Annotated in this window: 21 protein-coding genes; 12 read left to right on the top strand and 9 right to left on the bottom strand. The window is 71.6% G+C overall.

Annotated features, from left to right (window positions below):
• Positions 1 to 268: 268 nt before the first annotated feature.
• Positions 269 to 1,147, top strand: a complete 879-nt coding sequence (ddaH, locus tag NS283_RS07005; protein ID WP_058596157.1) for a dimethylargininase — start codon at positions 269 to 271, stop codon at positions 1,145 to 1,147.
• Entirely contained in the window at positions 1,147 to 2,364 is a 1,218-nt protein-coding gene (gene rocD, locus NS283_RS07000) for an ornithine--oxo-acid transaminase (protein WP_058596156.1), read from the top strand. The genes ddaH and rocD overlap by 1 nt, the downstream gene beginning before the upstream one ends.
• Positions 2,365 to 2,599: 235 nt before the next feature.
• On the opposite strand, the gene NS283_RS06995 is transcribed toward rocD, so the two are convergent.
• Entirely contained in the window at positions 2,600 to 4,150 is a 1,551-nt protein-coding gene (locus NS283_RS06995; protein ID WP_058596155.1) for a molybdopterin-dependent oxidoreductase, read from the bottom strand.
• Positions 4,151 to 4,199: 49 nt separating this feature from the next.
• A complete protein-coding gene (locus NS283_RS06990) occupies positions 4,200 to 5,135 on the bottom strand; it encodes an SDR family oxidoreductase (protein WP_058596154.1) in 936 nt (311 codons plus the stop codon).
• 151 nt (positions 5,136 to 5,286) lie between these two features.
• Between NS283_RS06990 and NS283_RS06985 the strand changes: the two genes are divergently transcribed.
• From NS283_RS06985 to NS283_RS06960, 6 genes are all read left to right on the top strand, one after another.
• Positions 5,287 to 6,126, top strand: a complete 840-nt coding sequence (locus NS283_RS06985; protein WP_058596153.1) for a helix-turn-helix transcriptional regulator — start codon at positions 5,287 to 5,289, stop codon at positions 6,124 to 6,126.
• A 50-nt stretch (positions 6,127 to 6,176) separates the two neighbouring features.
• Positions 6,177 to 7,343, top strand: a complete 1,167-nt coding sequence (locus NS283_RS06980) for an alpha/beta fold hydrolase (protein WP_058596175.1) — start codon at positions 6,177 to 6,179, stop codon at positions 7,341 to 7,343.
• A 304-nt stretch (positions 7,344 to 7,647) separates the two neighbouring features.
• Positions 7,648 to 8,694, top strand: coding sequence for an acyl-CoA dehydrogenase (locus NS283_RS06975; RefSeq protein ID WP_241492204.1), 1,047 nt, complete (start codon positions 7,648 to 7,650; stop codon positions 8,692 to 8,694).
• Positions 8,688 to 10,109, top strand: coding sequence for a bifunctional PIG-L family deacetylase/class I SAM-dependent methyltransferase (locus tag NS283_RS06970; protein WP_081317295.1), 1,422 nt, complete (start codon positions 8,688 to 8,690; stop codon positions 10,107 to 10,109). Before NS283_RS06975 ends, NS283_RS06970 begins: the two co-directional genes overlap by 7 nt.
• The gene (locus NS283_RS06965; protein WP_058596152.1) at positions 10,106 to 10,825 is read left to right on the top strand and encodes a glycosyltransferase; all 720 of its coding nucleotides are present in this window, start codon (positions 10,106 to 10,108) and stop codon (positions 10,823 to 10,825) included. The genes NS283_RS06970 and NS283_RS06965 overlap by 4 nt, the downstream gene beginning before the upstream one ends.
• Before the next feature lie 86 nt (positions 10,826 to 10,911).
• Positions 10,912 to 12,093, top strand: coding sequence for a zinc-dependent alcohol dehydrogenase (locus NS283_RS06960; RefSeq protein WP_058596151.1), 1,182 nt, complete (start codon positions 10,912 to 10,914; stop codon positions 12,091 to 12,093).
• Positions 12,094 to 12,226: 133 nt separating this feature from the next.
• Here NS283_RS06960 and NS283_RS06955 read toward each other — a convergent pair whose 3' ends face one another.
• From NS283_RS06955 to NS283_RS06940, 4 genes are all read right to left on the bottom strand, one after another.
• Entirely contained in the window at positions 12,227 to 13,450 is a 1,224-nt protein-coding gene (locus NS283_RS06955) for a carbamoyl-phosphate synthase large subunit (protein ID WP_058596150.1), read from the bottom strand.
• A gap of 94 nt (positions 13,451 to 13,544) precedes the next feature.
• Positions 13,545 to 14,534, bottom strand: a complete 990-nt coding sequence (locus NS283_RS06950) for a transketolase family protein (RefSeq protein WP_058596149.1) — start codon at positions 14,532 to 14,534, stop codon at positions 13,545 to 13,547.
• Positions 14,531 to 15,403: a transketolase gene (locus NS283_RS06945; protein ID WP_058596148.1), complete on the bottom strand. Its 873-nt coding sequence runs from the start codon at positions 15,401 to 15,403 to the stop codon at positions 14,531 to 14,533. Before NS283_RS06945 ends, NS283_RS06950 begins: the two co-directional genes overlap by 4 nt.
• Before the next feature lie 29 nt (positions 15,404 to 15,432).
• Complete coding sequence (locus tag NS283_RS06940) at positions 15,433 to 16,203, bottom strand: SDR family NAD(P)-dependent oxidoreductase (RefSeq protein WP_058596147.1); 771 nt, start codon at positions 16,201 to 16,203, stop codon at positions 15,433 to 15,435.
• Positions 16,204 to 16,370: 167 nt separating this feature from the next.
• Between NS283_RS06940 and NS283_RS06935 the strand changes: the two genes are divergently transcribed.
• Together NS283_RS06935 and NS283_RS06930 are read left to right on the top strand one after the other, a co-directional pair.
• On the top strand, positions 16,371 to 17,699 hold the full coding sequence (locus NS283_RS06935) for an MFS transporter (protein ID WP_058596146.1): 1,329 nt from the start codon (positions 16,371 to 16,373) through the stop codon (positions 17,697 to 17,699).
• Between the two features lie 119 nt (positions 17,700 to 17,818).
• Complete coding sequence (locus NS283_RS06930; protein WP_153001401.1) at positions 17,819 to 18,472, top strand: GntR family transcriptional regulator; 654 nt, start codon at positions 17,819 to 17,821, stop codon at positions 18,470 to 18,472.
• A gap of 61 nt (positions 18,473 to 18,533) precedes the next feature.
• On the opposite strand, the gene NS283_RS06925 is transcribed toward NS283_RS06930, so the two are convergent.
• The 3 genes from NS283_RS06925 to NS283_RS06915 are packed head-to-tail and all read right to left on the bottom strand — an operon-like array spanning position 18,534 to position 21,597.
• The gene (locus NS283_RS06925; protein WP_058596144.1) at positions 18,534 to 19,007 is read right to left on the bottom strand and encodes a ribose-5-phosphate isomerase; all 474 of its coding nucleotides are present in this window, start codon (positions 19,005 to 19,007) and stop codon (positions 18,534 to 18,536) included.
• Complete coding sequence (locus NS283_RS06920; RefSeq protein WP_058596143.1) at positions 19,004 to 20,743, bottom strand: dihydroxyacetone kinase family protein; 1,740 nt, start codon at positions 20,741 to 20,743, stop codon at positions 19,004 to 19,006. Before NS283_RS06920 ends, NS283_RS06925 begins: the two co-directional genes overlap by 4 nt.
• A complete protein-coding gene (locus NS283_RS06915; protein WP_058596142.1) occupies positions 20,740 to 21,597 on the bottom strand; it encodes a sugar phosphate isomerase/epimerase family protein in 858 nt (285 codons plus the stop codon). The genes NS283_RS06920 and NS283_RS06915 overlap by 4 nt, the downstream gene beginning before the upstream one ends.
• Positions 21,598 to 21,731: 134 nt before the next feature.
• On the opposite strand from NS283_RS06915, the gene NS283_RS06910 reads away from it, so the two are divergent.
• The gene (locus NS283_RS06910) at positions 21,732 to 23,510 is read left to right on the top strand and encodes a circularly permuted type 2 ATP-grasp protein (RefSeq protein ID WP_058596141.1); all 1,779 of its coding nucleotides are present in this window, start codon (positions 21,732 to 21,734) and stop codon (positions 23,508 to 23,510) included.
• Positions 23,504 to 24,436 carry an alpha-E domain-containing protein gene (locus tag NS283_RS06905; protein ID WP_058596140.1) on the top strand — a complete coding sequence of 311 codons (933 nt, stop codon included), beginning with the start codon at positions 23,504 to 23,506 and terminating at the stop codon, positions 24,434 to 24,436. Before NS283_RS06910 ends, NS283_RS06905 begins: the two co-directional genes overlap by 7 nt.
• Positions 24,437 to 24,458 lie beyond the last annotated feature (22 nt).

Genomic DNA, 24,458 nt, shown 5'->3' with positions numbered 1-24,458 from the left:
CCGGATGCCGATGTCCCGGCGCACATCGCTGAGGGTGTGCCGCGGCGGCTCTCCGCCGGAACGCCGCGCTCGCTCGCGCCTCCCCGCTCGCGCGCCGCTCGCGACTCCCCGCACGCGCGCCGCTCGCGCCTCCCCGCGCGCCCGTGCGAGAATGAGCGCGGCGTGCTCGGACCGACCTTTCCCCGCGCGGTGCTCCGGCACTTACGGGTTCGAAGGGCCACCGAGCCCCAGGACAGCGTCCGCCGCACCTTTTCTCCGAGGAGCAGAGATGTCCGCTACCCCCTCCGCCGCCGCTGTCGAGACCTCATCGGTCGATCGCGTCCAGCAGCACCGCCGGTACCTCATGTGCCGGCCCGAGCACTTCACGGTGAGCTACAGCATCAACCCGTGGATGGAGCCGTCCCGCCCCACCGACACCGCGCTAGCGCTGCGCCAGTGGCAGTCGCTGTACGACACCTACACGCAGCTCGGCCACGAGATCGAGCTCATCGACCCCGTCGAGGGCCTGCCCGACATGGTCTACACGGCCAACGGCGGCTTCGTGATCGACGGCGTCGCGTACGGCCCGAAGTTCCGTTTCCGCGAGCGCGCCGCCGAGGCTCCCGCGTTCATCGATTGGTTCGCCGCGAACGGCTTCGAGGTCGCCGAGCCCGTCGAGGTGAACGAGGGCGAGGGGGACTTCCTGCTCGTCGGGAACACGATCCTCGCCGGCACCGGATTCCGCTCCACCGGCGACAGCCACCGCGAGGTCGGCGAGGTCTTCTCGCGCGAGGTCGTCTCGCTGACGCTCACCGACCCGCGTTTCTACCACCTCGACACCGCGATCGCCGTGCTCGACCCGGTCGAGGGCCCCGGCGGCGTCGAGAAAGCGAATATCGCGTACCTCCCGAACGCCTTCGACGAGCGCAGCCAGGCGATCCTCCGCGAGCGCTACCCCGACGCGATCCGGGTCTCGGATGCCGATGGCGCAGTGTTCGGCCTCAACTCCGCCAGCGACGGCAAGAACGTCATCATCTCGCCGCGCGCCGTGGGCTTCGAGGCGCAGCTGCGCGAGCGCGGCTACACCCCCGTGAAGGTCGACCTGTCGGAGCTGCTGCTCGGCGGCGGCGGGATCAAGTGCTGCACGCTCGAACTGCGGGGTGCGTGATGGGCGCCACCCTCGAGAACCTCGGTCTCGCCCTCATCCAGGCCGAGAGCGCGCACGTCGCGCACAACTACCACCCGCTGCCCGTCCTCGCGCACAGTGCCGAGGGCGTCTGGGTCACTGACATCGAGGGCAAGCGGTACCTCGACCTGCTGTCGGCATACTCGGCCCTCAACTTCGGGCACGGTCACCCCGCGATCCTCGCCGCGGCTCGCGAGCAGCTCGGGAAGCTCACGCTCACGAGCCGCGCGTTCCACAACGACCGGCTGGGGCCCTTCGCCACGGCCCTGTCGCAGCTCTGCGGCAAAGACCTCGTGCTGCCGATGAACACCGGGGCCGAGGCCGTCGAGACCGGCATCAAGGTCGCCCGCGCGTGGGGCTACCGGTCCAAGGGCATCGCCCCGGATGCCGCGACGATCATCGTCGCGAACGGCAACTTCCACGGGCGCACGACCACGATCGTCGGCTTCAGCGACGACCCGGTCGCCCACGACGACTTCGGTCCCTACGCGCCCGGTTTCGTGCACGTGCCGTACGGCGACGCGGATGCCATCGCCGCGGCGATCGACGAGAACACCGCCGCGGTGCTCCTCGAGCCGATCCAGGGCGAGGCGGGCGTCGTCGTGCCGCCGGAGGGGTTCCTCCGCCGGGTCCGCGAGATCTGCACCGAGAACAACGTGCTCTTCATCGCCGACGAGATCCAGTCGGGTCTCGGCCGCGTGGGCGAGACGTTCGCGTGCGACCGCGAGGGCGTCGTCCCCGACATGTACCTCCTCGGCAAGGCCCTCGGCGGCGGCATCGTCCCGCTGTCGGCGGTCGTGGCGAACGAGGACGTGCTCGGCGTCATCCGCCCCGGCGAGCACGGCTCGACGTTCGGCGGCAACCCGCTCGCCGCCGCGGTGGGTCTGCGGGTCGTCGAGATGTTGGCATCCGGAGAATTCCAGACTCGCGCGAAGGCCCTCGGCGAGCACCTCGAGGCGGCGCTGCAGGCGCTCGTCGGCCACGGCGTCACCGAGGTGCGCATCGCGGGGTTGTGGGCCGGCGTCGACATCGACCCGGCGTACGGAACGGGTCGCGAGATCGCCGAGAAGCTGCTCGCCCGTGGCGTGCTCGTGAAGGACACGCACGGCCAGACGATCCGCATCGCCCCGCCGCTGACGATCCGCGCGACCGAGCTGGACTGGGCCGTCGAGCAGCTGCGGCACGTGCTGTCGGCCTGACTCGCTGAGGCGCCTTTCCGGTCCTCCGGTCGGCCGTGTCCCACTTTGTGCGGTTCTCAGGTGTGATTCCTGCGCAAAGTGGGACATGTGCGAGGCTCCGGGATCGGGTGCGCGGCATCCGCGCGACGGCGTGTCCCACGTTGTGCGGTTCTCAGGTGTGATTCCTGCACAAAGTGGGACACAGGATGCCACGGGCCGACGCCGCGAACCGCGCGCGCCCGGCGCGGGGCGGAGGTCAGGCGACCGAGATCGTGATCTCGTCCCAGCCGGTCGCGCCGTCGGGAGCGGGCAGCGCGCGATTCGGCGTCTGGGTCTCGCCGGTGGTCGAGATCGCGCGACAGCGCACGGTGTGGGATCCGCTCGTCGCGGTCCAGGGCAGGCTCCACTGCACCCAGGTGTCGGTCGAGATCGCGCTCGCGAGCCTGGCGGGCTGCCAGGCACCGTCGTCGATCTGCACCTCGACGCCCGCCACGCCGACGTGCGTCTGCCAGGCCACACCGGCGATGACCGCGTCACCCGCGGCGACACGGGCCCCCGCGCGGGGAACGTCGATGCGCGACTGCAGTTTCACCGGTCCGCGCTCCGACCATCCGCGCGAGGTCCAGTACCCCTCGGCCCGGTCGTAGCGGGTGACCTCGAGCTCGCTCACCCATTTCGTCGCGGAGACGTACCCGTAGAGACCGGGCACCACCATGCGCACCGGGAACCCGTGCGCGAGGGGCAGCGGTTCGCCGTTCATCCCGATCGCGAGCAGGGCGTCGCGGTCGTCGGTCAGCGCTTCGAGGGGACTGGATGCCGTGAACCCGTCGACGGAGTGAGAGAGCACCATGTCGGCCTCCGCCGTCGGCTTCGCGCGCGCGAGGACGTCGCGGATCGGTACGCCGAGCCACCGCGCGTTTCCGATCAGGTCGCCGCCGACCTCGTTCGACACGCACACGAGGGTCGCGACCGTCTCCTTCTGGGGGAGGGCGACGAGGTCGTCCCAGCGCAGCACGATCTCCTGCTCCACGAGGCCGTGGACGCGCAGGCTCCAGGTGGCCGGGTCGATCTGCGGCACCACGAGAGCGGTGTCGATGCGGTAGAAGTCGGACGACGGCGTGATCACAGGGGAGAGGCCGTCGATTCCCAGGTCGGCGGTCGCGGGGACCGCGGTCGTGGTCGTCGGGGTCGGAAGGCGGAGGGCGGCACGCACCGCGCTGACCGCTCGGGCCCCGCTGCTCAGCGCGACGGATCCGGCCGCGGCCAGAGCACCGGCAAGGACCGCCACGCCCGAGAGCGCGAGCACCCCGCGACGGGTGGGACCGGTCGAGGCCTCGGGAGCGACCGCCGCGGGTCGAAGACGGCCGATGAGCAGTCCCGCCACGACGGCGGCGGCGACGCCCGCGACCAGCGACGGCACGGGTGACAGCAGCGCCGCGTCGGGGCGCGCCAGCGACACGAGAGCGCCGATGACACCGATCGCCGCCAGGATCACTCGCCCCCACGGGGGTCGACGCCGTTCGACGACGCCCGCGGCCCCCGCCACGGCGAGCAGCAGCACCGCGATGCCGACGAGCAGGGCGGTCTTGTCCGCCGTCCCGAACAGGCTGATCGCCAGGTCTTTCGCCCACGCCGGGGCGATGTCGATCATGCCCCCGCCGATCACCGCGAAGGGGCTCGCCGAGGGCGAGATGAGCGCCGCGACCAGCTCGCCGAGACCTGCCCCGAGGACGGTCGCCGCGATCGACGCGACGATCGCCGGGATGATCGCCGGGAGGTCGCGCGGTCGGGAGGATGCGGGGGCCACGAGGGGAGCCTACGGACCCCCGGGGGTCACGGCGCCGAGAGCTCGTGATTCATAGCGAACCGGCACGTACCCCCGCGAGCTCGAGCGACGTGTCCCAGACGCGCGCCGCCTCGTCGAGGTCGCGCAGCGGACGGTACAGCGGATGCGTCCCCGGCGCCCCACCGAGGTGGCCGACGCCGCTCGGGCCGTAGAGCAGATCGCTGCGCGGGTCGTCGGTGGTGGCCGCGAGCAGCGCCGGCAGAGCGGCCGTGGCCGCGGTGCCCACGAGCAGCCCGCGCGCCGACATCCAGCGGATCACCCGCACGCCCATGGTGTCAGTGGCGCGGCCGATCTCGGGGCGGGCGGCGAGCAGGCTCGTCGGCGCGACGCCGGGATGCGAGACGACGCTGCGCACGCCCCACCCCTCGCGCCGTGACCTCTCGTCGAGCTCGCGCGCGAACAGGCCGAGCGCGATCTTCGACGCCGCGTACGCGCGCTGCCCGTCGTAGTTCCTCTCGCTTTCGAGGTCGTCCCACGCGATGCGCCCGCGAGCGGCGGCGATGCTCACCTGGCTGACGACGCGCGCTCCTCCGGCCTTCAGCAGCGGCATCAGGTGCCCCACCAGGGCGACGTGGCCGAGGTGATTCGTCCCGAACTGCAGCTCGTGCCCGTCGACGGTCGTCTGCCGGGACGGTGGGGTCATGACCCCGGCGTTGTTGACGAGCAGGTGCACCGGCATCCCCTCGTCCTCCATGACGGCAGCGAACGTCGCGACCGACCCGAGCGATGCGAGGTCGAGGTCGTGCACCGCGATCCGGGCTTCCGGGTGACGGTTCCGGATGCCACGCGCCGCCCGCTCGCCCTTCTCCCGGTTGCGGACGGGAAGCACGAGGTCGGCCCCGGCGGCCGCGAGTCGCTCGGCGATGACGAGTCCCATGCCGTCGCTGCCGCCGGTCAGGACGGCGCGCTTGCCGGTGAGGGACGGGAGGGGGATGTCGCGGGTCATGAGGTCTCCTTCGAGGTTCGTCGTCTCAGCCTCACGCGGTCGACCGGGCGGAGGCAGGGCCTGTCGATCCCCGGCTCGCGAGGACACGGCACGGCAGAGGGGGATCGGCGCGCCCTGGTTCGCGGCGATCCGGGACGGTAGACAGGACGACGTGATCGATCGAGCCGCGCTGGCGGACTTCCTGCGCACCCGCCGCGAGGCGCTGCAGCCCGAGGATGTGGGACTCCCGCGCGGCGCGCGGCGGCGCACCCGAGGGCTGCGGCGCGAAGAAGCGGCCGCCTTGAGCCACATGTCGACCGACTACTACGCGCGGCTGGAGCGGGAGCGCGGACCCCAGCCGTCCGAGCAGATGTTGGCATCCATCGCTCAGGGACTGCACCTGTCGCGCGCCGAACGCGATCACCTGTTCCACCTGGCGGGTCACGTGCCCTCCGAGCACGGGCTGGGCGGGGAGCACATCAGCCCGGGTCTGCTGCGCGTCCTCGACCGCCTGGACGACACCCCGGCAGAGGTCGTCACCGAGCTCGGCGAGACATTGCGCCAGTCCCGCCTCGGCCTGGCGTTGATGGGAGACGCGGCCCTCCGCCGCGGCCCGATGCGGAGCCTCGGCTACCGCTGGTTCGTCGACCCCGCGTCGCGCTCGCTCTACCTCCCCGACGATCACGCGTTCCTCAGCCGTCTCTTCGCCTCAGGGCTCCGCGAGATCGTCGGTCGGCGCGGACCCGGCTCCCGCGCCGCCGGCCTCGCCGAGGACCTGCTGCGACGCAGCGAGGAGTTCCGCGAGCTGTGGGCGCGCCACGAGGTGGGCCTCAGACCAGCCGACACCAAGCACTTCCTTCATCCGACGGTGGGGGAGATCGAGGTGCACTGCCAGACGTTGATCGATCCGGGAACGAGCCACTCGCTGCTCGTCTACACCGCGGCACCCGGCAGCGAGAGCGCGGAGAAACTGCGCCTGCTGGCCGTGGTCGGACCCACCGTCCCCGCGTGAGGTCGACGCCCGCGCCCGCGGGCGCCGCGCGGACGGGTAGCGTGCTGAGCATGCGCGAGAACGTCCGCCGGGTTCGGCGCCCCGCCGCCGACGGGGCCCCGGCGTTCGACCTCGCCTACGTGCGCTCGGGACCGCGCGGCGCGACCCCCGTTCTCGTGATCCCGGGCGGCCCCGGGCTCGCATCGGTCCTGCCCTATCGGGGTCTGCGTCGCTGGGCGGCCCGCGGCGGCCTCGACCTGATCATGGTCGAGCATCGGGGCGTCGGCCGCTCGCGCCACGACCTCGAGGGGCGTGCGCTGCCGCCCCCGGCGATGCGCATCACCGCTGTGCTCGATGATCTCGCGGCCGTCCTCGACGCCGAGGGCATCGACCGCGCGGTGATCGTCGGCTCGTCGTACGGCAGCTACCTGGCCATGGCGTTCGGGGCACGGCATCCGGAACGCGTCTCGGCGATGCTGCTCGACTCCGCCCTGCAGTCGGCGCACGACATCGACATCGAGCGCGCGTGCCTGCGGGGGCTGTTCTGGGATGCCGACGACGACATGGCGCGCGGGGTCAGGCGTCTCGTGTCCGCCGGCGTCTCGGAACGAGTCGTGCTCGACATCGTGCGTGCCGCGTACGAGCTGGGTGGTCCCGACCTCGTGCATCCGCTCGTGCGGCACGAGCCCGGCTTCGCGTGGCGGGCGCTGGGCGCCTACGCCACGCGCGGCGCCGAGATCGCGCGCTTCCCGGGCATCTACGAGTTCGACCTCGTCGGCACGATCGCCTTCCGCGAGCTGGGATACGGCGGCACCCCCGACGGGCACCCGCTCGACCCGGCCCGCACCTATCTCCCGCTGGCGTCGCGGTATCCGGCGTTCGTCGGGGAGCCGTACGACCTCATCGAGGCGGTGCGTTCCTTCGACTGGCCGCTCGTCGTGCTCTCGGGCGACCGCGATCTGCGCACCCCGTCAGCGATCGCCGAGCGCGTGGTCGCGGCGGCTCCGGATGCCACCCTCGTGCGCATCCACAACGGGCACAGCGCCCTCGACACCCACCCCATGGCGCTGCTGAACGCGGTGCGGCGGTTGGTCCGGGGCCAGCAGGATCGGCTGCCCGCCGACGAGCCCGCGCTCGATCGTCTGCCGCGGAAGGGGCTGTCGGCGTCGTTCCCCGCCCTGCTGCTCCACGTCGCCCACCTCGACGCCCTCCTGCGCAAGCGCGTGCTGCACCGCTGATCCGCGGCATCCGTTGTCCGTGCCGGTGAGGGCTCAGTGGTGCCGTGGGTGTGCCGTCGTGCGGAGTTGGGGGACGACTCGCGGCCGTTCGGCGGGTGGGTGGTGTGCCGTCGTGCGGAGTCGGTGGGCGACACGCCGTGCGGGGTGGCCGGTGGGCGGCGTGTCGGCTGTGATCTCCGCCTGACGGTACGAGCTCGGCGCGGGCCCGGAGCCCAACCGGTGGGCGTCGGGCAGCGCCTGCCCGGGATGCGTGGCCGTGTCAAGGATCTGGCTCGAACCGACCTGGCCGCGGAACCTGGCGCGCGTGACCGACGGCGACCATCCCCGCTTCCCCCTCTTGTTCCCGCCCGACGCCCCCGGCCTCGACGACGTGCGTGCGACGCTGACCGGGGCGGATGCCGTCGGCGACCTCGGCACCGACCTCGCCGCCACGCTCGCCTGGATCACCGGCGTCCCGCGGCCCTCCACGCGCGCACCGACGTGGGAGCTGCTCGCTTCGGTCGCCGCGCGCGACGTCGCCGCGGCGCGGATGCTGGAGCCGCACCTCGACGCCCTGGCGATCCTCGACGAGGCCGCCGCGGCCGGCTTCGCACCCGACGTCGACACGAGCGGGTCGTGGGGCGTCTTCGCCGCGGAGGGCCCCGGTGTGCGGCTGTTGGCGACACAGGATGCCGGCACCTGGACGCTGCACGGCACGAAACCGTGGTGTTCCCTCGCCGCCGACCTCGACCACGCGCTGGTGACCGCCTGGATCGACGAGGACCGTCGGCAGCTCTTCGCGCTCGACCTCCGGCATCCCGCCGTCACGGCCCGCTCCGGACCGTGGCACGCCCGCGGGCTCGACCGCGTCGTGAGCGCGCCCATCGACGTCGACCGAGCTCCGGCCGTCCCGGTGGGGGATGCCGGGTGGTATCTGCGCCGTCCGGGCTTCGCGCACGGCGGCGTGGGCGTCGCGGCGTGCTGGTGGGGCGGCGCCGTTCCCCTGCTCGACGCGCTCGCCGAGGCCGCGGCGGGGGAGCGCGCCGACCAGCTCGCGCGCGTGCACCTCGGCCGCGCCGACGTCGCCCTGTGGGCGGCACGCGCCGTGCTCGTCGAGACGGCGACGGTGTTCGACGGGGGGAGCTCGGCATCCGAGGGTCTGCGGGCGAACCGTGCGCGCCAGGTGGTCGCCGACGCGGTCGAGACGACGCTCACCGAGGCGGCTCATGCGCTCGGACCCGGCCCGCTCGTCGCCGATGCGGCGCACGCGCGGCGCGTGGCCGACATGCAGGTGTACGTCCGGCAGCACCACGCCGACCGCGACCTCGCGAGGATCGGCGGCGACGTCGCGGCGGGGAGGGGCGCGTGGTGAGCTTCGACCACCGTGATCCCGGCACGGACGAGGACGTCTGGACCGCCGCTCTCCGCCGCGACATCCCCGCGCTCGACCTCGACGTCGATCGGGTGATCGTGGTCGCTGCGCACCCCGACGACGAGAGCCTCGGCGCGGCGGGTCTGCTGGCGACGGCGGCGAGCCGCGGCATCCCGATCGACCTCCTCGTCGTGACCGACGGCGAAGGATCCCACCCCGACTCGCCCACGCACAGCCCCGCGACGCTGGCGTTGCGCCGCCGTCGGGAGGTGTTCGAGGCGGCCGACATCCTCGGTCTGGTCGAGCCGGCGATCTTCCTCGGGCTGCCCGACGGGGGGACGGACCAGCATCGCGACACGATCGCCGCGGCGCTTCGCGACGCCCTCGACCGCGCGGGTCCGCATCGCGTGCTCGTGCTGTCGCCGTGGCGAGGCGACGGGCATCGCGATCACCGCGTCGTGGGAGAGGTCGTCGAGGAGGTCTGCGCCGCGCGGCAGGTACGCTCGCGCGCGTTCCCCATCTGGCTCTGGCACTGGGGCGGCCCCGACGATGTGCCGTGGGATCGGGCCGAGCGCCTGCCCCTCGCCCCGGAGGCTCAGGATGCCAAGACCCGAGCGCTCGCCGCGCACGCGAGCCAGATCCTCCCGCTGTCGTCCGCTCCCGGCGACGAGGAGATGATCCACGCCCGCATGCGTGCGCACTTCGTCCGCGACAGCGAGGTGTTCTTCGCCCCGGTCCCGGCCCCCGCCGCGGTTCCGGGCCCTGCCGGAGAGGAGGCCCCGGACGTCGGCACGGCATCCGCTGAGCGACCCTCCGTCGGGCAGGACTACTTCGACGACATGTACGCGCGACACGACGACCCGTGGGGCTTCGACTCGCGCTGGTACGAGGAGCGCAAACGAGCCGCGGTGCTCGCCGCCCTGCCCCGCCGCCGCTACCGCTCGGCGTTCGAAGCGGGGTGCTCGACCGGAGCGCTGACGGCCGCGCTCGCCGAGCGGTGCGATCGGGTGCTCGCGGTCGACCTGGCTGCCGCCGCGCTCGACCGGGCCCGCACACGCCTGGCGGGGCAGGGGCACGTCGAGCTGCGCCGCGCGACGCTCCCCGGCGACTGGCCCGAGGGGGAGTTCGACCTCGCCGTGCTGTCGGAAGTCGCGTACTACTGGGCCGGTGACGATCTCGGCCGCGGTCTCACCGCGAGCGTCGGCTCGTTGAGCGAGGACGGTCATCTCGTGGCCTGTCACTGGCGGCATCCGGTCGCCGAGTACCCGTGGACCGGTGACGACGTGCACGACGCTCTCGCCGCGCGACCCGATCTCGTGCGCCTGGTGCGCCACGAAGAGGAGGACTTCGTGCTCGAGGTCTTCGCGCGTCCGGGAGCGCGGTCGGTGGCGACCGAGACCGGACTCGTGCCGTGAGGGCGGTGGCCGTGGTGATCCCCGCGCACGACGAGGAGGCGCTGATCGGGCGCTGCCTCGCCTCGGTCACCCGGGCGATGGCGCACGCGCGCGAACGCGAGCCGGATCTCTCGGCGACGATCGTCGTCGTGCTCGACGCATGCAGCGACACCACGGGCCTGCAGACGCGGCGGTGGCCGGTGCAGGCGCTCGAGATCTCGGCGCGCAACGTCGGAACCGCCCGCCGCACAGGTGTCGCGCACGCGCTCGCGTCCCTCGATTCGGCCCCGGGCGACACGTGGATCGCGATGACGGATGCCGACACCATCGTGCCGCGCGACTGGATCACGCACCAGCTCGAGCTGATGGATGCCGGGATCGACCTCGTCCTCGGCACGGTCCGCCCCGACTTCGCCGACCTCAGCGCCCGCCACGCGGCGTACTGGCGAGCCACGCACGAGCGCGGTCGGCCGCCGGGCAACGTGCACGGGGCCAATCTCGGCGTGCGCGCGAGCACGTACGTCGAGGCCGGTGGCATCCGGGATCTCGTCGAGCACGAGGACGTCGCCCTCGTGCGCGCGGTGCGGGCTCTCGGCGCGCGCGAACGTGCGAGCGACGTGCACGAGGTCGAGACGTCGGGCCGATTCATGGGGCGCACCCCCGGCGGGTACGCCGCGTTCCTGCGCCGAGTGCACGCGTGGGTCGATGCGCCGCCGCTCGCGGCACCGGGTGCCTGACCCATCGGGCGGGGGTCCGTCAACCACCTCGGCCACTCTCGGACCGCCGCGCAGACTGGCCGTCCCCCGGAACGAGAGGCACCACCATGAAGGCACTGACCTGGCAGGGCACGCGAAACGTGAGCGTCGAGGAGGTCCCCGACCCCGAGATCCTCGAACCGACCGACGCGATCGTGAAGATCACCTCGACGGCGATCTGCGGCTCCGACCTGCACCTCTACGAACTCTTCGGCCCGTTCATCGACAGAGGCGACGTCCTCGGCCACGAGCCGATGGGCGTCGTCGTCGAGGTCGGCTCGGCCGTCACGAACCTCGCGGTCGGCGATCGCGTCGTCGTGCCGTTCAACATCTCGTGCGGGCACTGCTTCATGTGCCGCCGCGGACTGCAGTCGCAATGCGAGACGACGCAGGTGCGCGAGTACGGCAGCGGCGCGGCGCTCTTCGGCTACACGAAGCTCTACGGTCAGGTGCCGGGCGGCCAGGCGGAGTACCTGCGCGTCCCGCTCGCGGATTACAACCACATCCGCGTCGGCGACGACCTGCCCGACGACCGGTATCTGTTCCTCAGCGACATCGTGCCCACCGCCTGGCAGGGCGTGCAGTACGCCAACGTCCCCGAGGGCGGCACGCTCGCGGTCATGGGCCTCGGCCCGGTCGGACAGTTCGCCGCCCGCATCGGCGTGCACCTCGGTTATCGGGTGCTCGCCATCGAGCCCGAGCCCGAACGGCGGGCGATGGCCGAGCGGCACGGCATCCTGACCTACGACCTGACCGACACGGTCGTCGACGAACTGATCGACCTCACCGAGGGGCGCGGAGCCGACGGGGTCGTGGATGCCGTCGGCATGGAGGCGCACGGCAACGGCGGCGCCAAGCTGGCGCAGAACGCCGTCGGCCTGCTGCCCGACTCCTTCGCGCGGAAGCTCATGGACAAGGCCGGGATCGACCGGCTCGCGGCGGTGTACGCCTCGATCGACCTCGTGCGGCGCGGCGGCACGGTGTCGCTCAGCGGCGTGTACGCGGGCGAGGCCGACATCCTGCCGATGAAGACGATGTTCGACAAGCAGCTGAACCTGCGCATGGGACAGTGCAACGTCAAGCGCTGGATCGACGACCTGCTACCGCTGGTCGAGGACCCCGCCGACCCTCTCGGAGTGATGGATCTGGTGACCCACCACGCGCCGCTGGAGGATGCCCCCGACCTGTACGAGACGTTCCAGAAGAAGGAGGACGGCTGCATCAAGGTGGTGCTGCGCCCGGGGGCGTGAGGCCCCGCGCGCGTACCGTCTCGCGGAGATCTGCGGTGACACGCCGGGCGGGGGTCGTCCGTCGCGGCGTGTCGGCCGCGGACTCCGCGGGACGGCTCGGGGCGCTCAGCCAGGGACTCCGGATGCCGGGGAGTTACGCGCGACCGGCGTGCACCGCCTCGAGGGCCTCGGCATCCGCGTCGCTCATGCCCTCGATCGGTTCGCCGTTCCACACGATGTCGTCGCCGAGCGCCGCGAGGATCTCTTTGCGGTCGCCGTGCGAGATCTTGGCGCCGTGGACGATGGTCGCCGGGCTCCAGAGCATCGCCGCGCCGTCCCACCAGCCCGCGCCGACGTCGCGCACGTGCAGCAGGTCGTGCAGGGTCTTCGGCAGGTGCTTCAGCGGCTCGGTGAACGCGTCGGCGAGCACCGCGAGGGTGATCTGGCGCTCCGTGCCGGGGATCGCGACGACGGGCTCGGTGAGCTCGCCCTGGATCGCCTTCGACACGTCCTCGGCTTCGAGCAGGATGACGCCGTTGGTCGGGCGCGGGTTGCACTCGATGATCTTGTAGTCGGGGGCCGCCTCGGTGCCGTGGTCGACGAAGTCGAACGAGATCTGCCCCGTGAACCCGGGGTCGAGCGTGTCGACGATCTGCTGCGTGTAGCGCAGGGTGTCGGTGCTGTCGACGGCGATGAACGCGATCGCGGTCGAGTGCGCCCACTGCTCGGCGGCCTTGTAGGTGGTGTGCGCCTGCACCTTGCCGTCGACGACGACGCTGTAGGTGCAGACCATCGGCCCGTCGACGAACGGCTGGACGAGCCAGGGCTGCTCGGGCGTGGGAACGCACTCCTCGACGGGGATCTTGCCGGCGAGCGGGCCGGTGTTCGTCAGCAGACCGACCCCGCCGCGCGAGAACGCCGCGCGGGCGAAGTACCGGGGGAAACCGTCGATCGCGGTCCGCAGTTCCTCGGGGGAGGTGACGACGACCGTCTCGGGGATGGGGACCCCGGCATCCTGAGCCAGGCGCTGGAAGCTCGCCTTGTCGTGCAGGCGCGCGAGGTCGGCGAAGGTGCCGGAGAAGAGGCGGACGCCGGACGGGAGGTCGGCCACGCGGGCGGCGAGGTAGAACACCTCCTCGAACGTGGGGATGATCAGGTCGATGTCGTGCTTCTCGACGTAATCGCTCACCGCGGCGATGAAGGCATCGGTCTCGAACCGCGGCGACGGGGTGGCGAGGTGCCCGGCGAGGAAGCGCGAGTGGTTGCCCACCGCTCCGTCGTAGGTGTCGCTCGCGAAGACCGTGTGTCCCACGCTCCCGAGCTTGCGGATGAGGTCGAGGGCGAAGGTGTTACGGGAACTGGTGACGAGCACGCGCATGGAGGCACCCTTTGTCGTGGCGGCGGACGTTGGCGTCACTCTATCGACAGCGGCGTCGGGGAGGGGGCGCATGCCCTTCCCCGACGCCGGCGCGTCAACCGAGCTCGGCTTTCACCTTCGCGACGATCGCGTCGGTCGACAGGCCGTACCGCTCGTGCAGGGTGGGGAGCGCCCCCGCGTCGAGGAAGGCGTCGGGCAGCCCCACCGGCACCACGCGACGTCCGATGCCGCGGCGCACGAGGGCTGCGGCGACGGTCTCGAACAGACCCCCGACGACCGTGTGATTCTCGAGGGTGACGGCGAGGCGCGGGGTGTCGAGCTCGCGCACGACGGTCTCTTCGTCGAACGGCTTCAGCGTCGGAGCGTGGACTACCGCGACGTCGACGCGATCGGTGGCGAGACGCTCGGCGGCCTGCAGCGCGCGCATGGTCATGAGGCCGCTCGAGACGAAGACCACGTCGGCGCCCGGACGCACCACCTTGGCCTTCCCCAGCTCGAACGTGTAGCCGTACTCGTCGAGCACCGTCGGCACATTGCCCCGCAGGAGGCGCAGGTAGGTGGGGCCGTCGTGCTCCGCGAGCTGCGGCACGGCCGCGGCGATGTCGACCGAGTCGCACGGATCCACGATGGTGAGGTTCGGCATCCCCCGGAAGATCGCGACGTCCTCGGTCGCCTGGTGGCTCGGACCGTAGCCGGTCGTGAGGCCGGGGAGGCCGCCCACGACGTTGACGTTCAGGTTGGGCTCGGCGATGTCGAGGCAGATGAAGTCGTACGCGCGACGCGCGGCGAACACCGAGTAGGTGGAGGCGAAGGGCACCAGGCCCACCTCGGCCATGCCCGCCGCCGCTCCGAACAGGAGCTGCTCGGCCATCCCCATCTGGAAGAACCGCTCCGGGTGCCGGTCGCGGAAGATGTGCATGTCGGTGTACTTGGCGAGGTCGGCGCTGAGGCCGACGACGCGCTCGTCGCGGTCGGCGAGGGCGGCCAGCGCGTGTCCGAATGGAGCCGGCGCCGTCTTCTGCCCCGGGTCGGCGAACGAGGCGATCATCGCCGACGTCTTCAGCTTGGGCGTGGTGATGGTCATCGGCCGGCCTCCTCGAAGCCCGCGATCAGCTGTTCGCGGCAGATCGCCCATTCGTGTTCGTCGATCCTCATGAAGTGGTTCTTCTCGCGCTGCTCGAGCAGGGGCACACCCTTGCCGACGGTGACGTCGAACAGGATGACCTGCGGGGCGCCCACCGGATCGCGGTCGGCGACGGCGTCGAACGCCGCGAGCACGGCATCCGGATCGTTGCCGTCGACGCGCTGGGTGTTCCACCCGAACGCGGCCCATTTCTCTTCGGCCGGCTCGATCGCGAGGACTCCCGCGGTGGGGCCGTCGGCCTGCAGGGCGTTCATGTCGACGAGAGCGGTGAGGTTTCCGAGGCGGTGGGATGCCGCGCTCATCGCGGCCTCCCACGTGGATCCCTCGTTGAGTTCGCCGTCGGAGAGGAAGTTGAACACCCGCGCGTCGCTGCCGCGGTGCCGCAGGCCCAGGGCCATACCGACCGCGACGGTGAGGCCGTGCCCGAGGGAGCCGCCCGAGATCTCCATGCCCGGCGTGTAGCTGGCCATTCCCGACATCGGCAGGCGCGAGTCGTCGGAGCCGTAGGTGTCGAGCTCTTCGCGCGGGATGACCCCGGCCTCGGCCAGGGCCGCGTACAGCGCGATCGCGTAGTGGCCGGTCGACAGCAGGAAGCGGTCGCGCTCGTCCCAGTGCGGGTCGGCCGGGCGGTGGCGCAGCTGGTCGAGGTACACCGCGGCGAGGACATCTGCGGCGCCGAGCGCCTGGCCGATGTAGCCCTGTCCCTGGACCTCGCCCATGTGCAGGGCGTTGAGGCGGATTCGCTGAGCGCCCTGGCGGACGGTGGCGAGGCGGTCCGTCGTCGCGGACGGATGGGTCTGAGTGGTCATCGGTGACTCCTCGTCGAAAGGGTGGGCGGTCAGTGCAGGTGGCTGCCGCCGTTGATGTCGATCGTGGTGCCCTGCAGGTAGGCGGCCTGGTCGCTGGAGAGGAAGACGAAGACGGCGGCCACCTCTTCGGGGGTGGCGGTGCGTCCGAGCGGGATGCCGGCGACGATGCTCGCTTCGAGCTCGTCGGTGCTCCCGACGCGGATGTTCGTGTCGACGGCGCCGGGGGTGACGGCGTTGACGGTGACGCCCGAGTCGCCGAGCTCACGGGCGAGCGCCTTGGTGAAGCCGAGGATGGCCGCCTTCGCGGACGAGTAGGGCACCTTGCCGAACACGCCGCCGCCGCGCTGGGCGGAGACCGACGACATGTTGACGATGCGGCCGAAGCCCTGATCGATCATGCCGGGCAGGAAGGCCTTCGTGACCAGGTACGTGCCGGTCGCGTTGACGGCCATGACCTTGTTCCACAGGTCGAGCGTCGTCTCGAGGAACGGCACGGGCGAGGTGATGCCGGCGATGTTCGCCAGGGCACCGACGGCGGGGAGGCGACCGGCCTCGACTTCGGCCTGCACGGCGGCGTGCGCGGCCTGCACGGACGCCTCGTCGGCGACGTCGACCGCCCCGCCGTAGGTGGCGACACCATGCTCGGCGGCGATCTCGGCGGCGACCTTCTCGGCGAGCAGTCCGTCGAGGTCGAGGACGGCGACGGCCCAGCCCGCCTTGGCGTACTCGTGGGCAGTGGCTCGGCCGATGCCCCGTTCGGCGGCGGCGCCGGTCAGGACGGCGGTGCGGGTCGTGGTCATGGGATCACCCTTTCTTCGGTCGCGTCGTCGCGACGTCGGCCATGCTAGATCGATCTTGTCAGCAGTTCAAGCGTTGGACTGTTGACAGTAGGACGAACCTCCTCCAGAATCGGTCTCGTCGGCGGTGAGGACCGCTCGGGCACAATGACGTGAGAAAGGGCACAGCGATGAGCACAGAAGCCATCAAGATGCGAGGGCCGGTCCGCGGGACGAGAGACGTCCGGCGGGTCGCGGTGGGCTCCGGAGTCGGAGCCGTCATCGAGACGTACGACTTCATCGGATTCGGCACCGCGGCGGCGCTGTACTTCGGCACCGCCTTCTTCCCCGGGGGAGACGCCCTGACCGGCGTGCTCCTGTCGTTCGCGACGCTGGGTGTCGGCTTCGCCGCGCGTCCCCTCGGCGGCATCATCGGCGGCCACCTCGGCGACCGGGTCGGCCGCAAGCCCGTCCTGGTGACGTCGCTCATCGTCATGGGTCTCGCGACCTTCGCGATCGGCCTCCTGCCCACCTACGCGGTGGCCGGCATCGTCGCTCCGATTTTGCTGGTGACCGTGCGCATCATCCAGGGTCTCGCCTTCGGCGCCGAATGGGGCGGCGCGATCCTCATGACCTACGAGCACGCCCCGTGGCGCTCCAAGGGGTCGTTCACCGGAATCGTGCAGGCCGGCTTCCCCGTGGGTCTGCTGATGGCCAACCTCGTCTTCCTCATCAGCGTGCACCTCCCCGGCGACTGGGCCTGGCGCGTGCCGTTCCTCGCGAGCATCCTGCTCGTCATCGTGGGCCTGATCATCCGCTCCAAGGTGCCCGAGTCGCCGGTCTTCGAAGACGTCAAGAGCGAGGGCAAGATCCTCAAATCGCCGTTGACGGAAGTCATCAAGACCGACTGGCGCAACATCCTGCGCGGCATCGGACTGCGCGTGGCGGAGACGGCCGGCTACGCGGTCTCGGTGACCTATCTGATCTCGTACCTGAACACGAACAAGATCACCGAGAGCTGGCAGACCCTCACCGCGCTGTGCATCGCCGCGGGCGTCGGCATCTTCGCGACCTGGGGCTGGGCCAAGCTCACCGACCGCATCGGGCGTCGTCCGCTCTACATCGTCGTCTGCGCACTCGGCATCCTGTGGGGCTTCCTGATGTTCCTCGGCGTCAACACGGCTGTGTACCCGCTGATCGTGGTCGTCATCGTGCTGTCGTACGCGGTCTTCCAGAACGCGCTCGCCGGATGCCAGGGAGCGTGGTTCCCCGAGCTGTTCACCGCCAACACCCGCACGTCGGGCGCGTCGCTCGCGTACCAGATCTCGGCGATGGTCTCGGGCTTCACCCCGTTCATCACGACGCTGCTGTTCGCCTCGTTCGGCTGGGCCGGCCCCGCGGCCCTGTTCTCGCTCTACGCGGCCATCGGCCTGGTCGCGGCGCTCGCGACCCGCGAGACGTGGACCCGCGAGCAGCGCGAGGCCGTCGTGGCGGCCGAACGTCAGCACAGCATCGCCTGATCTTCGAGAGGGAAACGTGGGCGCGGAAGCGACGATCGACGTCGCATCCGCGCCCACGCGCGTGTCCGCCCGGGACCGCGCGAACCTAGGATGAGAAAAACGAACGCATGGGGGCTCTGATGAGTGAATCGTCGATTCTCGGCTTGCAGCGCCTGACTCTGCGCGAGCAGGCCGTCGATGCTCTGCGCGGCGCCATCGTCAGCGGGGAGCTTCCTCCCGGATCGCACGTGTCCGAGGTCGAGATGGCCACGCGCCTGCAGATCAGCCGGGGCACCCTGCGTGAGGCGATGCGATCGCTGCAGATCGAGGGGCTGTTGACGGCGGGTCCCCGCGGGCGCCTTCTCGTGCGCCACATGAGCGACCGGCAGGTGCGCGATCTCTTCGCCGTCCGCGGCGCGCTCGAGGCGATGGCCGCGCGCGAGCTGACGCAGCGCGAAGACCGAGGCGAGATCGTGCTGACCCTGCGCGCCGCCGTGGCCCGTCTCGCCGCCGCCGGCAGCGGACCCGTCGAAGAGCGGCTGACCGCCGACATGGACTTCCACCGCGAGATGTGCCGCCTCACCGAGAACGAGACCCTTCTGCAGGCGTGGACGGCGCTCGAGAGCTCGATCCAGATGTCGGTGACGAACTCCGGGGTCGAGCGAGCCGTGCACAACATGGATGTCGAGCGGCACCTCGCGATCGTCGACGCGATCGATGCGGGCGACCCCGTGCAGGCGGGCCTCACCGTCGAAAAGCACATGCAGCATGCCGCCGAGGTGCTCACGTCCTGAGCGCAGACGACGATGCCCCCGTCCACCCTCTCGGGTGCCGGGGGCATCGTCGTAGGGGCACTCAGCAGGAGTCGGACGCCTCGTATGCGCTGAGCACGGCCACCTTCTCGGCCGAGGCCGATGACGTATCGAAGCGGTAGTCGAGCCACTCGCGCACGAGCCGGCGGGCGAGCTCGAGCCCGATGACGCGCTGGCCCAGGCACAGCACCTGCGCGTCGTTGGAGAGCACCGAGCGCTCGACTGAGAACGAGTCGTGGGCGGTGACCGCGCGGATGCCGGCGACCTTGTTCGCCGAGATGGCCACGCCCAGGCCGGTCCCGCACACCAGCAGGGCCCGGTCGGCCTCGCCGCGAGCGACCTGCTCCGCGGCGGCGATCGCGACCGTGGGGTACGGCGTGTGGCCGTCGGCGTCCACTCCCACGTCGCTCACGGATGCCACGCGCGGGTCGGCAAGGAGGTCGGCCTTCAGGGCCTCTTTGTAGGCGTAGCCGGCGTCGTCCGCGCCGAGGACGAGGCGCCAGGGGGTGGTGGTCATGCGGGATTCTCCTTCGAGGCGTCGCCGAGCACGTGATCCGTGACGGCCGTGATGATCAGGGCGAGCGAGGTCGCGCCGGCGTCGGGTGTGCCCACGCTGCGCGCGGCCAGGGGGCGCGCGCGCCCGAGGCGCGGGACGAGGTCGCGAGTGGCCTCGGCGTCGGCGGTGGCCTGCGCCGCAGCCTCGCGCCAGGCCGTCGGATCGTGGGGGTCGAGGGCGGCGACGCGGTCGGCGTAGGGGAGGAGGACGTCCATCATCGTCTTGTCGCCGATCGCCGCCCCGCCGCGGCGGGCGATCTCGTCTCGCGCGGCGAGGATCGCGTCCGCGACCGCGGGCGCGGTCACGGCCTCGGCGTCGCCGAAGCGGCCGCCGATCGCCCGCAGAGCCGCGCCCCACAGTGCGCCCGAGGTGCCGCCGGCGATGTCGGCCCAGGCCGTGCCGCCGCGCGCAAGGGCGGTGCCCGCACCGCTGTCGCCAGCGAGGGCGGCACGCGCCGCGTCGAGAGCCGCGCGCGCGCCGCGCTCCATGCCGATGCCGTGGTCGCCGTCGCCGGCGACGGCGTCGATGCGGCCGAGCTCGTCGGCGGCGTCGATGACCGTTCGGGTCAGCACGTCGAGAGCGGCGACGACGCGCAGACCGCTGGCGCGCGAGGCGTCGGACGCGGGCGCTGACGAGGCGTCAGAGGGCGTCGCCGCGCGGTCGCGCAGGCGGGTGCGCTCCTCGGCGCTCAGCGCGGTCGTGGCCGACACGGCGCCCTTGCGGTAGGCGGGTGCCGCCGACGGGCTCGTCCACAGGCGTTCGAGCTCGTCATCGAGCCAGAAGAGGGTCAGCGAGATCCCCGCCATGTTGAGGCTCGTACACAGCTCGCCCACGTCGGGGGACACCACGGCGAGTCCCGCTTCGGCGAGGATGCGCGCGACGGTGGCGTAGACGACGAACAGTTCCTCGTACTTCACCGTGCCGAGGCCGTTCAGCAGGACGGCGACGCGATCGCCCGCTCCTTCGGGGCGCTCCGCGAGCACGCGTTCGACCAGCAGAGCGGCCAGGTCGGCGGCGGGCGGGATGGGGACGTCCGAGATCCCCGGCTCACCGTGGATGCCGAGTCCCAGCGACATGAAACCCTCGGGAACGGTGAACAGCGGCGCACTCGCGCCGGGAAGGGTGCATCCGGCGAAAGCGACGCCGAAGCTGCGGGTGCGGTCGTTGGCGTGGCGGCCGACCCGGACGGTCTCGGCGAGGTCGTAGCCCTCGCCCGCCGCGGCGCCGAGCGTCTTGAACACCGTGAGGTCGCCCGCGATCCCGCGGCGGCGGTGCTCCTCGCCGACGGGAGCGCTGGCGATGTCGTCGGTGACGAGCACGATCTCGGTCGGGATCCCGTCGGCGCGCAGGCGTTCGGCGGCCTCGCCGAAGTGCAGCACGTCGCCGGCGTAGTTGCCGAAGGTGAAGACGACCCCGTGCCCGCGGTCCGCGGCACGGGCGACGGAGTACGCCTGCTGCGCCGAGGGCGACGAGAAAATGTTGCCCATCGCCGCAGCGTGCGCGACACCCTCGCCGACGAGGCCGCAGAACGCCGGGTAGTGGCCCGTGCCACCGCCCACGATCACGGCCACCTCGTCGTACGCGGTGGCGCGGACGACGCCGCCCGGAACGGCCATGACCTCGTCGGGGTGGGCGGCGACGAAGCCGTCGATGAGCTCGAGCGGGAAGTCGGCGGGGTCGTTGAACAGGCGGGTCATCGCACACCCCCTGCGACGGATGCCGCGGCGTCGAGCTGCGTCGAGATGAACAGCCCCGCGGTCAGGGCGGCGTCGGCCCGGTCGTCGTCGGCGACGTCGCGGGTCTCGAGCTCGAGCGCGAGGGACCCGTCGTACCCGTGCTCGGCGAGGGAGACGGCGAGATCGCCGAAGTCGACCTCGCCCTTTCCGACCGAGCGGTGGATGTCTCCGCGGGCGGCGTCGCGGATGTGCACGTGGCGCACCCGGTCGGCGAAGCGGTCGAGGAAGACGCGCGGTGTCGAGCCGCCGGCGGTGATGTGGCTGACGTCGCACACCACGCCGATGGAGGCGGGGAGCCTGTCGAGCAGCGCGCCGGACCGGTCGAGGTCGTAGGCGAAGCGGAACCAATGCGGGGCTTCGACCCACAGCTCGAGACCGCGCTCGCGAGCGCGCTCGTCGACGCGCGAGAGCTCGGCGGCGACGAGGTCGAGATCGCTCTCGAGGTCGCGGACGGGCTCATGGTCGAGGCGGCCGTTCGGCAGCACCAGGGCGCGGGCGCCGACGCGCGCGGCCAGGTCGAGCAGCAGGTCGGCGTGGCGCGCCCGGGCGGCGGCGCCGTCGGCATCCATCGGCACGTTCAGGTCGCCGATGTCGCCGTTGACCGAGATCACCGACAGGCCCGAGTCGGCGATCGTCGAGGCGACCTCGGCGACCGCGGCCGGGGTGAGGTCGTAGGGGACGTGGTCGCAGACGCCGGGGAGGGCACCGAGATCGATGCCCGTGAAGCCGCGCTCGACGATCTGGCGAAGCGCTGCCTCGAGGGGGAGGTATCGGAGGGTGATCGTGCTGCAGATCACGCGCGGGCTCAGCGACATGGGTGTTCCTCTCTGAACGGACCGCTGGTTTCTGGGCTCGAGACTACACTGTCGACATCTAACTGTCGACAGTAGAACCGAACCATGGCGCGCGAGAAACGTCGTCGCAACACAGCCCTGAGTAGAGTCGTCGCATGGGTGACCTGTTCGACGGTTACGGCTCCACGCTGGCGCCGCGCAAGACCGCTTCCGGCGTCCCGGCGTTCGATGAGATGTTCGGCCTTCCGGCGAGTCCCGGAGTAGCCGCCCCCTCTCGTGAGGCGTACCGGGAGCTGTACCAGACGCTCGCGAAGATGACGCAGGAAGAGCTGCGCGGCCGCACCGAGTCGCTCGCCAGTTCGTACCTCGCGCAGGGCGTGACGTTCGACTTCGCGGGCGAGGAGCGGCCCTTCCCGCTGGACGCCGTGCCCCGCGTGATCGCCTACGACGAGTGGTCGCGGATCGAGGCCGGCGTCAAGCAGCGCGTCCGCGCGCTCGAGGCCTTCCTCGACGACGCCTACGGCAACCAGCACTGCGTGCGCGACGGCATCCTGCCCGCGGGGCTCATCTCGTCGTCGCAGTACTTCTACCGCCAGGCAGCCGGCATCCGCAGTGCCAACGGTGTCCGCATCCAGGTGTCGGGCATCGACTTGATCCGCGACGAGCACGGCGAGATGCGCGTGCTCGAAGACAACGTGCGCGTGCCCTCGGGCGTCTCGTACGTCATCTCGAACCGCCGCGTCATGGCCCAGACGCTGCCCGAGCTGTTCGTCTCGATGCGGGTGCGCCCCGTCGGCGACTACCCCAACAAGCTTCTCGCGGCCCTCCGCGCGTCTGCCCCGCCCGGGATCGACGACCCGAACATCGTCGTGCTCACGCCGGGTGTCTACAACTCGGCGTACTTCGAGCACACGCTGCTCGCGCGCCTCATGGGCGTCGAACTGGTCGAGGGTCGCGACCTGCTGTGCATCGGCGGCAAGGTGTTCATGCGCACGACCCGCGGGCCGCAGCGCGTCGACGTCATCTACCGCCGCGTCGACGACGACTTCCTCGACCCGCTGCAGTTCCGCGCCGACTCGATGCTCGGTGCCCCCGGCCTCATGCTCGCCGCGCGGCTGGGCAACGTCACGATCGCGAACGCCGTGGGCAACGGCGTCGCTGACGACAAGCTGCTCTACACCTACGTGCCCGACCTGATCCGGTACTACCTCGCCGAAGAGCCGATCCTGAAGAACGTCGACACCTGGCGGCTCGAGGATCCGGGCGCGCTCGAGGAGGTGCTCGACCGCCTGCCCGAGCTCGTGGTCAAGCCCGTCGACGGCTCGGGCGGCAAGGGGCTCGTCGTGGGTCCGGATGCCTCGCCCGCCGAGCTCGATGCGCTCCGCAAACGTCTGCTCGCCGACCCCCGCGGCTGGATCGCGCAGCCGGTCGTCATGCTCTCGACGATCCCGACGCTGGTCGAGGACGGCATGCGTCCCCGGCACGCCGACCTGCGCCCCTTCGCCGTGAACGACGGCGACGACATCTGGGTGCTGCCCGGCGGGCTCACGCGCGTCGCGCTCCCCGAGGGGCAGCTCGTCGTCAACTCCAGCCAGGGTGGCGGCTCGAAGGACACCTGGGTCGTCGGCGGCTCGGCCCCCTCGCACGTTGAGTACGGTCAGGGCAACGGCGTCTCGGGGCTCGTCGCCGATCAGGCGGCGGTGACCGAGTCGATCCCGATCATCTACGACGGTCAGCCGGCTCCCGCCACCGCTCCCCGCGACCCGCGTGCGGCCGGACGGGAGCAGCAGGAACAGCAGCAGCAGGACGCCGTCGTCGAGCACGGTCCGCAGGCCGAGCAGCAGCAGCAACAGGCCGAGCGACGGGTTCCGGACCCTTCGACGGGCTCGGGGTCCTCGACCGGGTCGGGGGCCGAGGGGGTCGGATCATGCTGAGTCGCATCGCCGAAAGCCTGTTCTGGATCGGGCGGTACATCGAGCGCAGCGACGGGACGGCGCGCATCCTCGACGTGCACCTGCAGCTCCTCCTCGAGGACCCGTGGATCGACGAGGACACCGCCTGCCGTTCCCTGCTCAGCGTCATGGGGTCGGCCTGGCCCGAGAACGTCGACACGGTCCGCCGCGACGACGTGCTGGCCCGCCTCGCCGTGGACCGCATGAACCCGTCGAGCATCGCGTACTCCATCACCGCGGCGCGCGAGAACGCCCGTCGCGCACGGGAGATCGTCTCGACCGAGCTCTGGGAGATCCTCAACACCACGAATTCCCGGATGCCACGGCGTCTGCAGACCGAGAAGGTGCACGAGTTCTTCCAGTGGGTGCGAGAGCGCGCCGCCCTGGCGATCGGCATCGTCGACTCGTCGACGAACCGCGACGAGGCCTGGCAGTTCTTCACGCTCGGGCGCAGCATCGAGCGCACCGACATGACGGCCCGCCTCCTCGCGACGAGGTCGCTCACCGAGGTCTCGGGACCGTCGTGGACGACGATCCTCCGCTCGTGCGGCGCGTACGAGGCCTACCTGCGCACCTATCGAGGGATGCCGAGCGCCCGCAACGCGGCCGAGTTCCTGCTGCTCGACCGCCTGTTCCCGCGCTCGATCATCTACTCGATCCAGCGCGCGGAAGACTGCATGAGCGCGATCGACCCCCGCGCCGACCGCGTCGGCCACTCCAACACGGTGCTGCGCGCGCTCGGTCAGATCCGCAACGACCTCGAGTACCGCCCGGTCAGCGACGTGCTCACCGACCTGCCCGAGCACATGCAGCGCGTGCAGACGGTGACGCGCGAGGCGTCGGAGGCGATCCGGTCGCGTTTCTTCCCGACGCAGGCCGAGCCCAGCTGGATCGGAGAGATCTCATGATGGATGCCATGTCCGCGGCGGC

Origin of the sequence: Microbacterium testaceum (assembly GCF_001476285.1) — a bacterium.
Classification (GTDB): domain Bacteria; phylum Actinomycetota; class Actinomycetes; order Actinomycetales; family Microbacteriaceae; genus Microbacterium; species Microbacterium testaceum_B.
The sequence above is the reverse complement of the archived record's forward strand: the minus strand, read 5'-3'. Positions and strand labels throughout refer to the sequence as shown.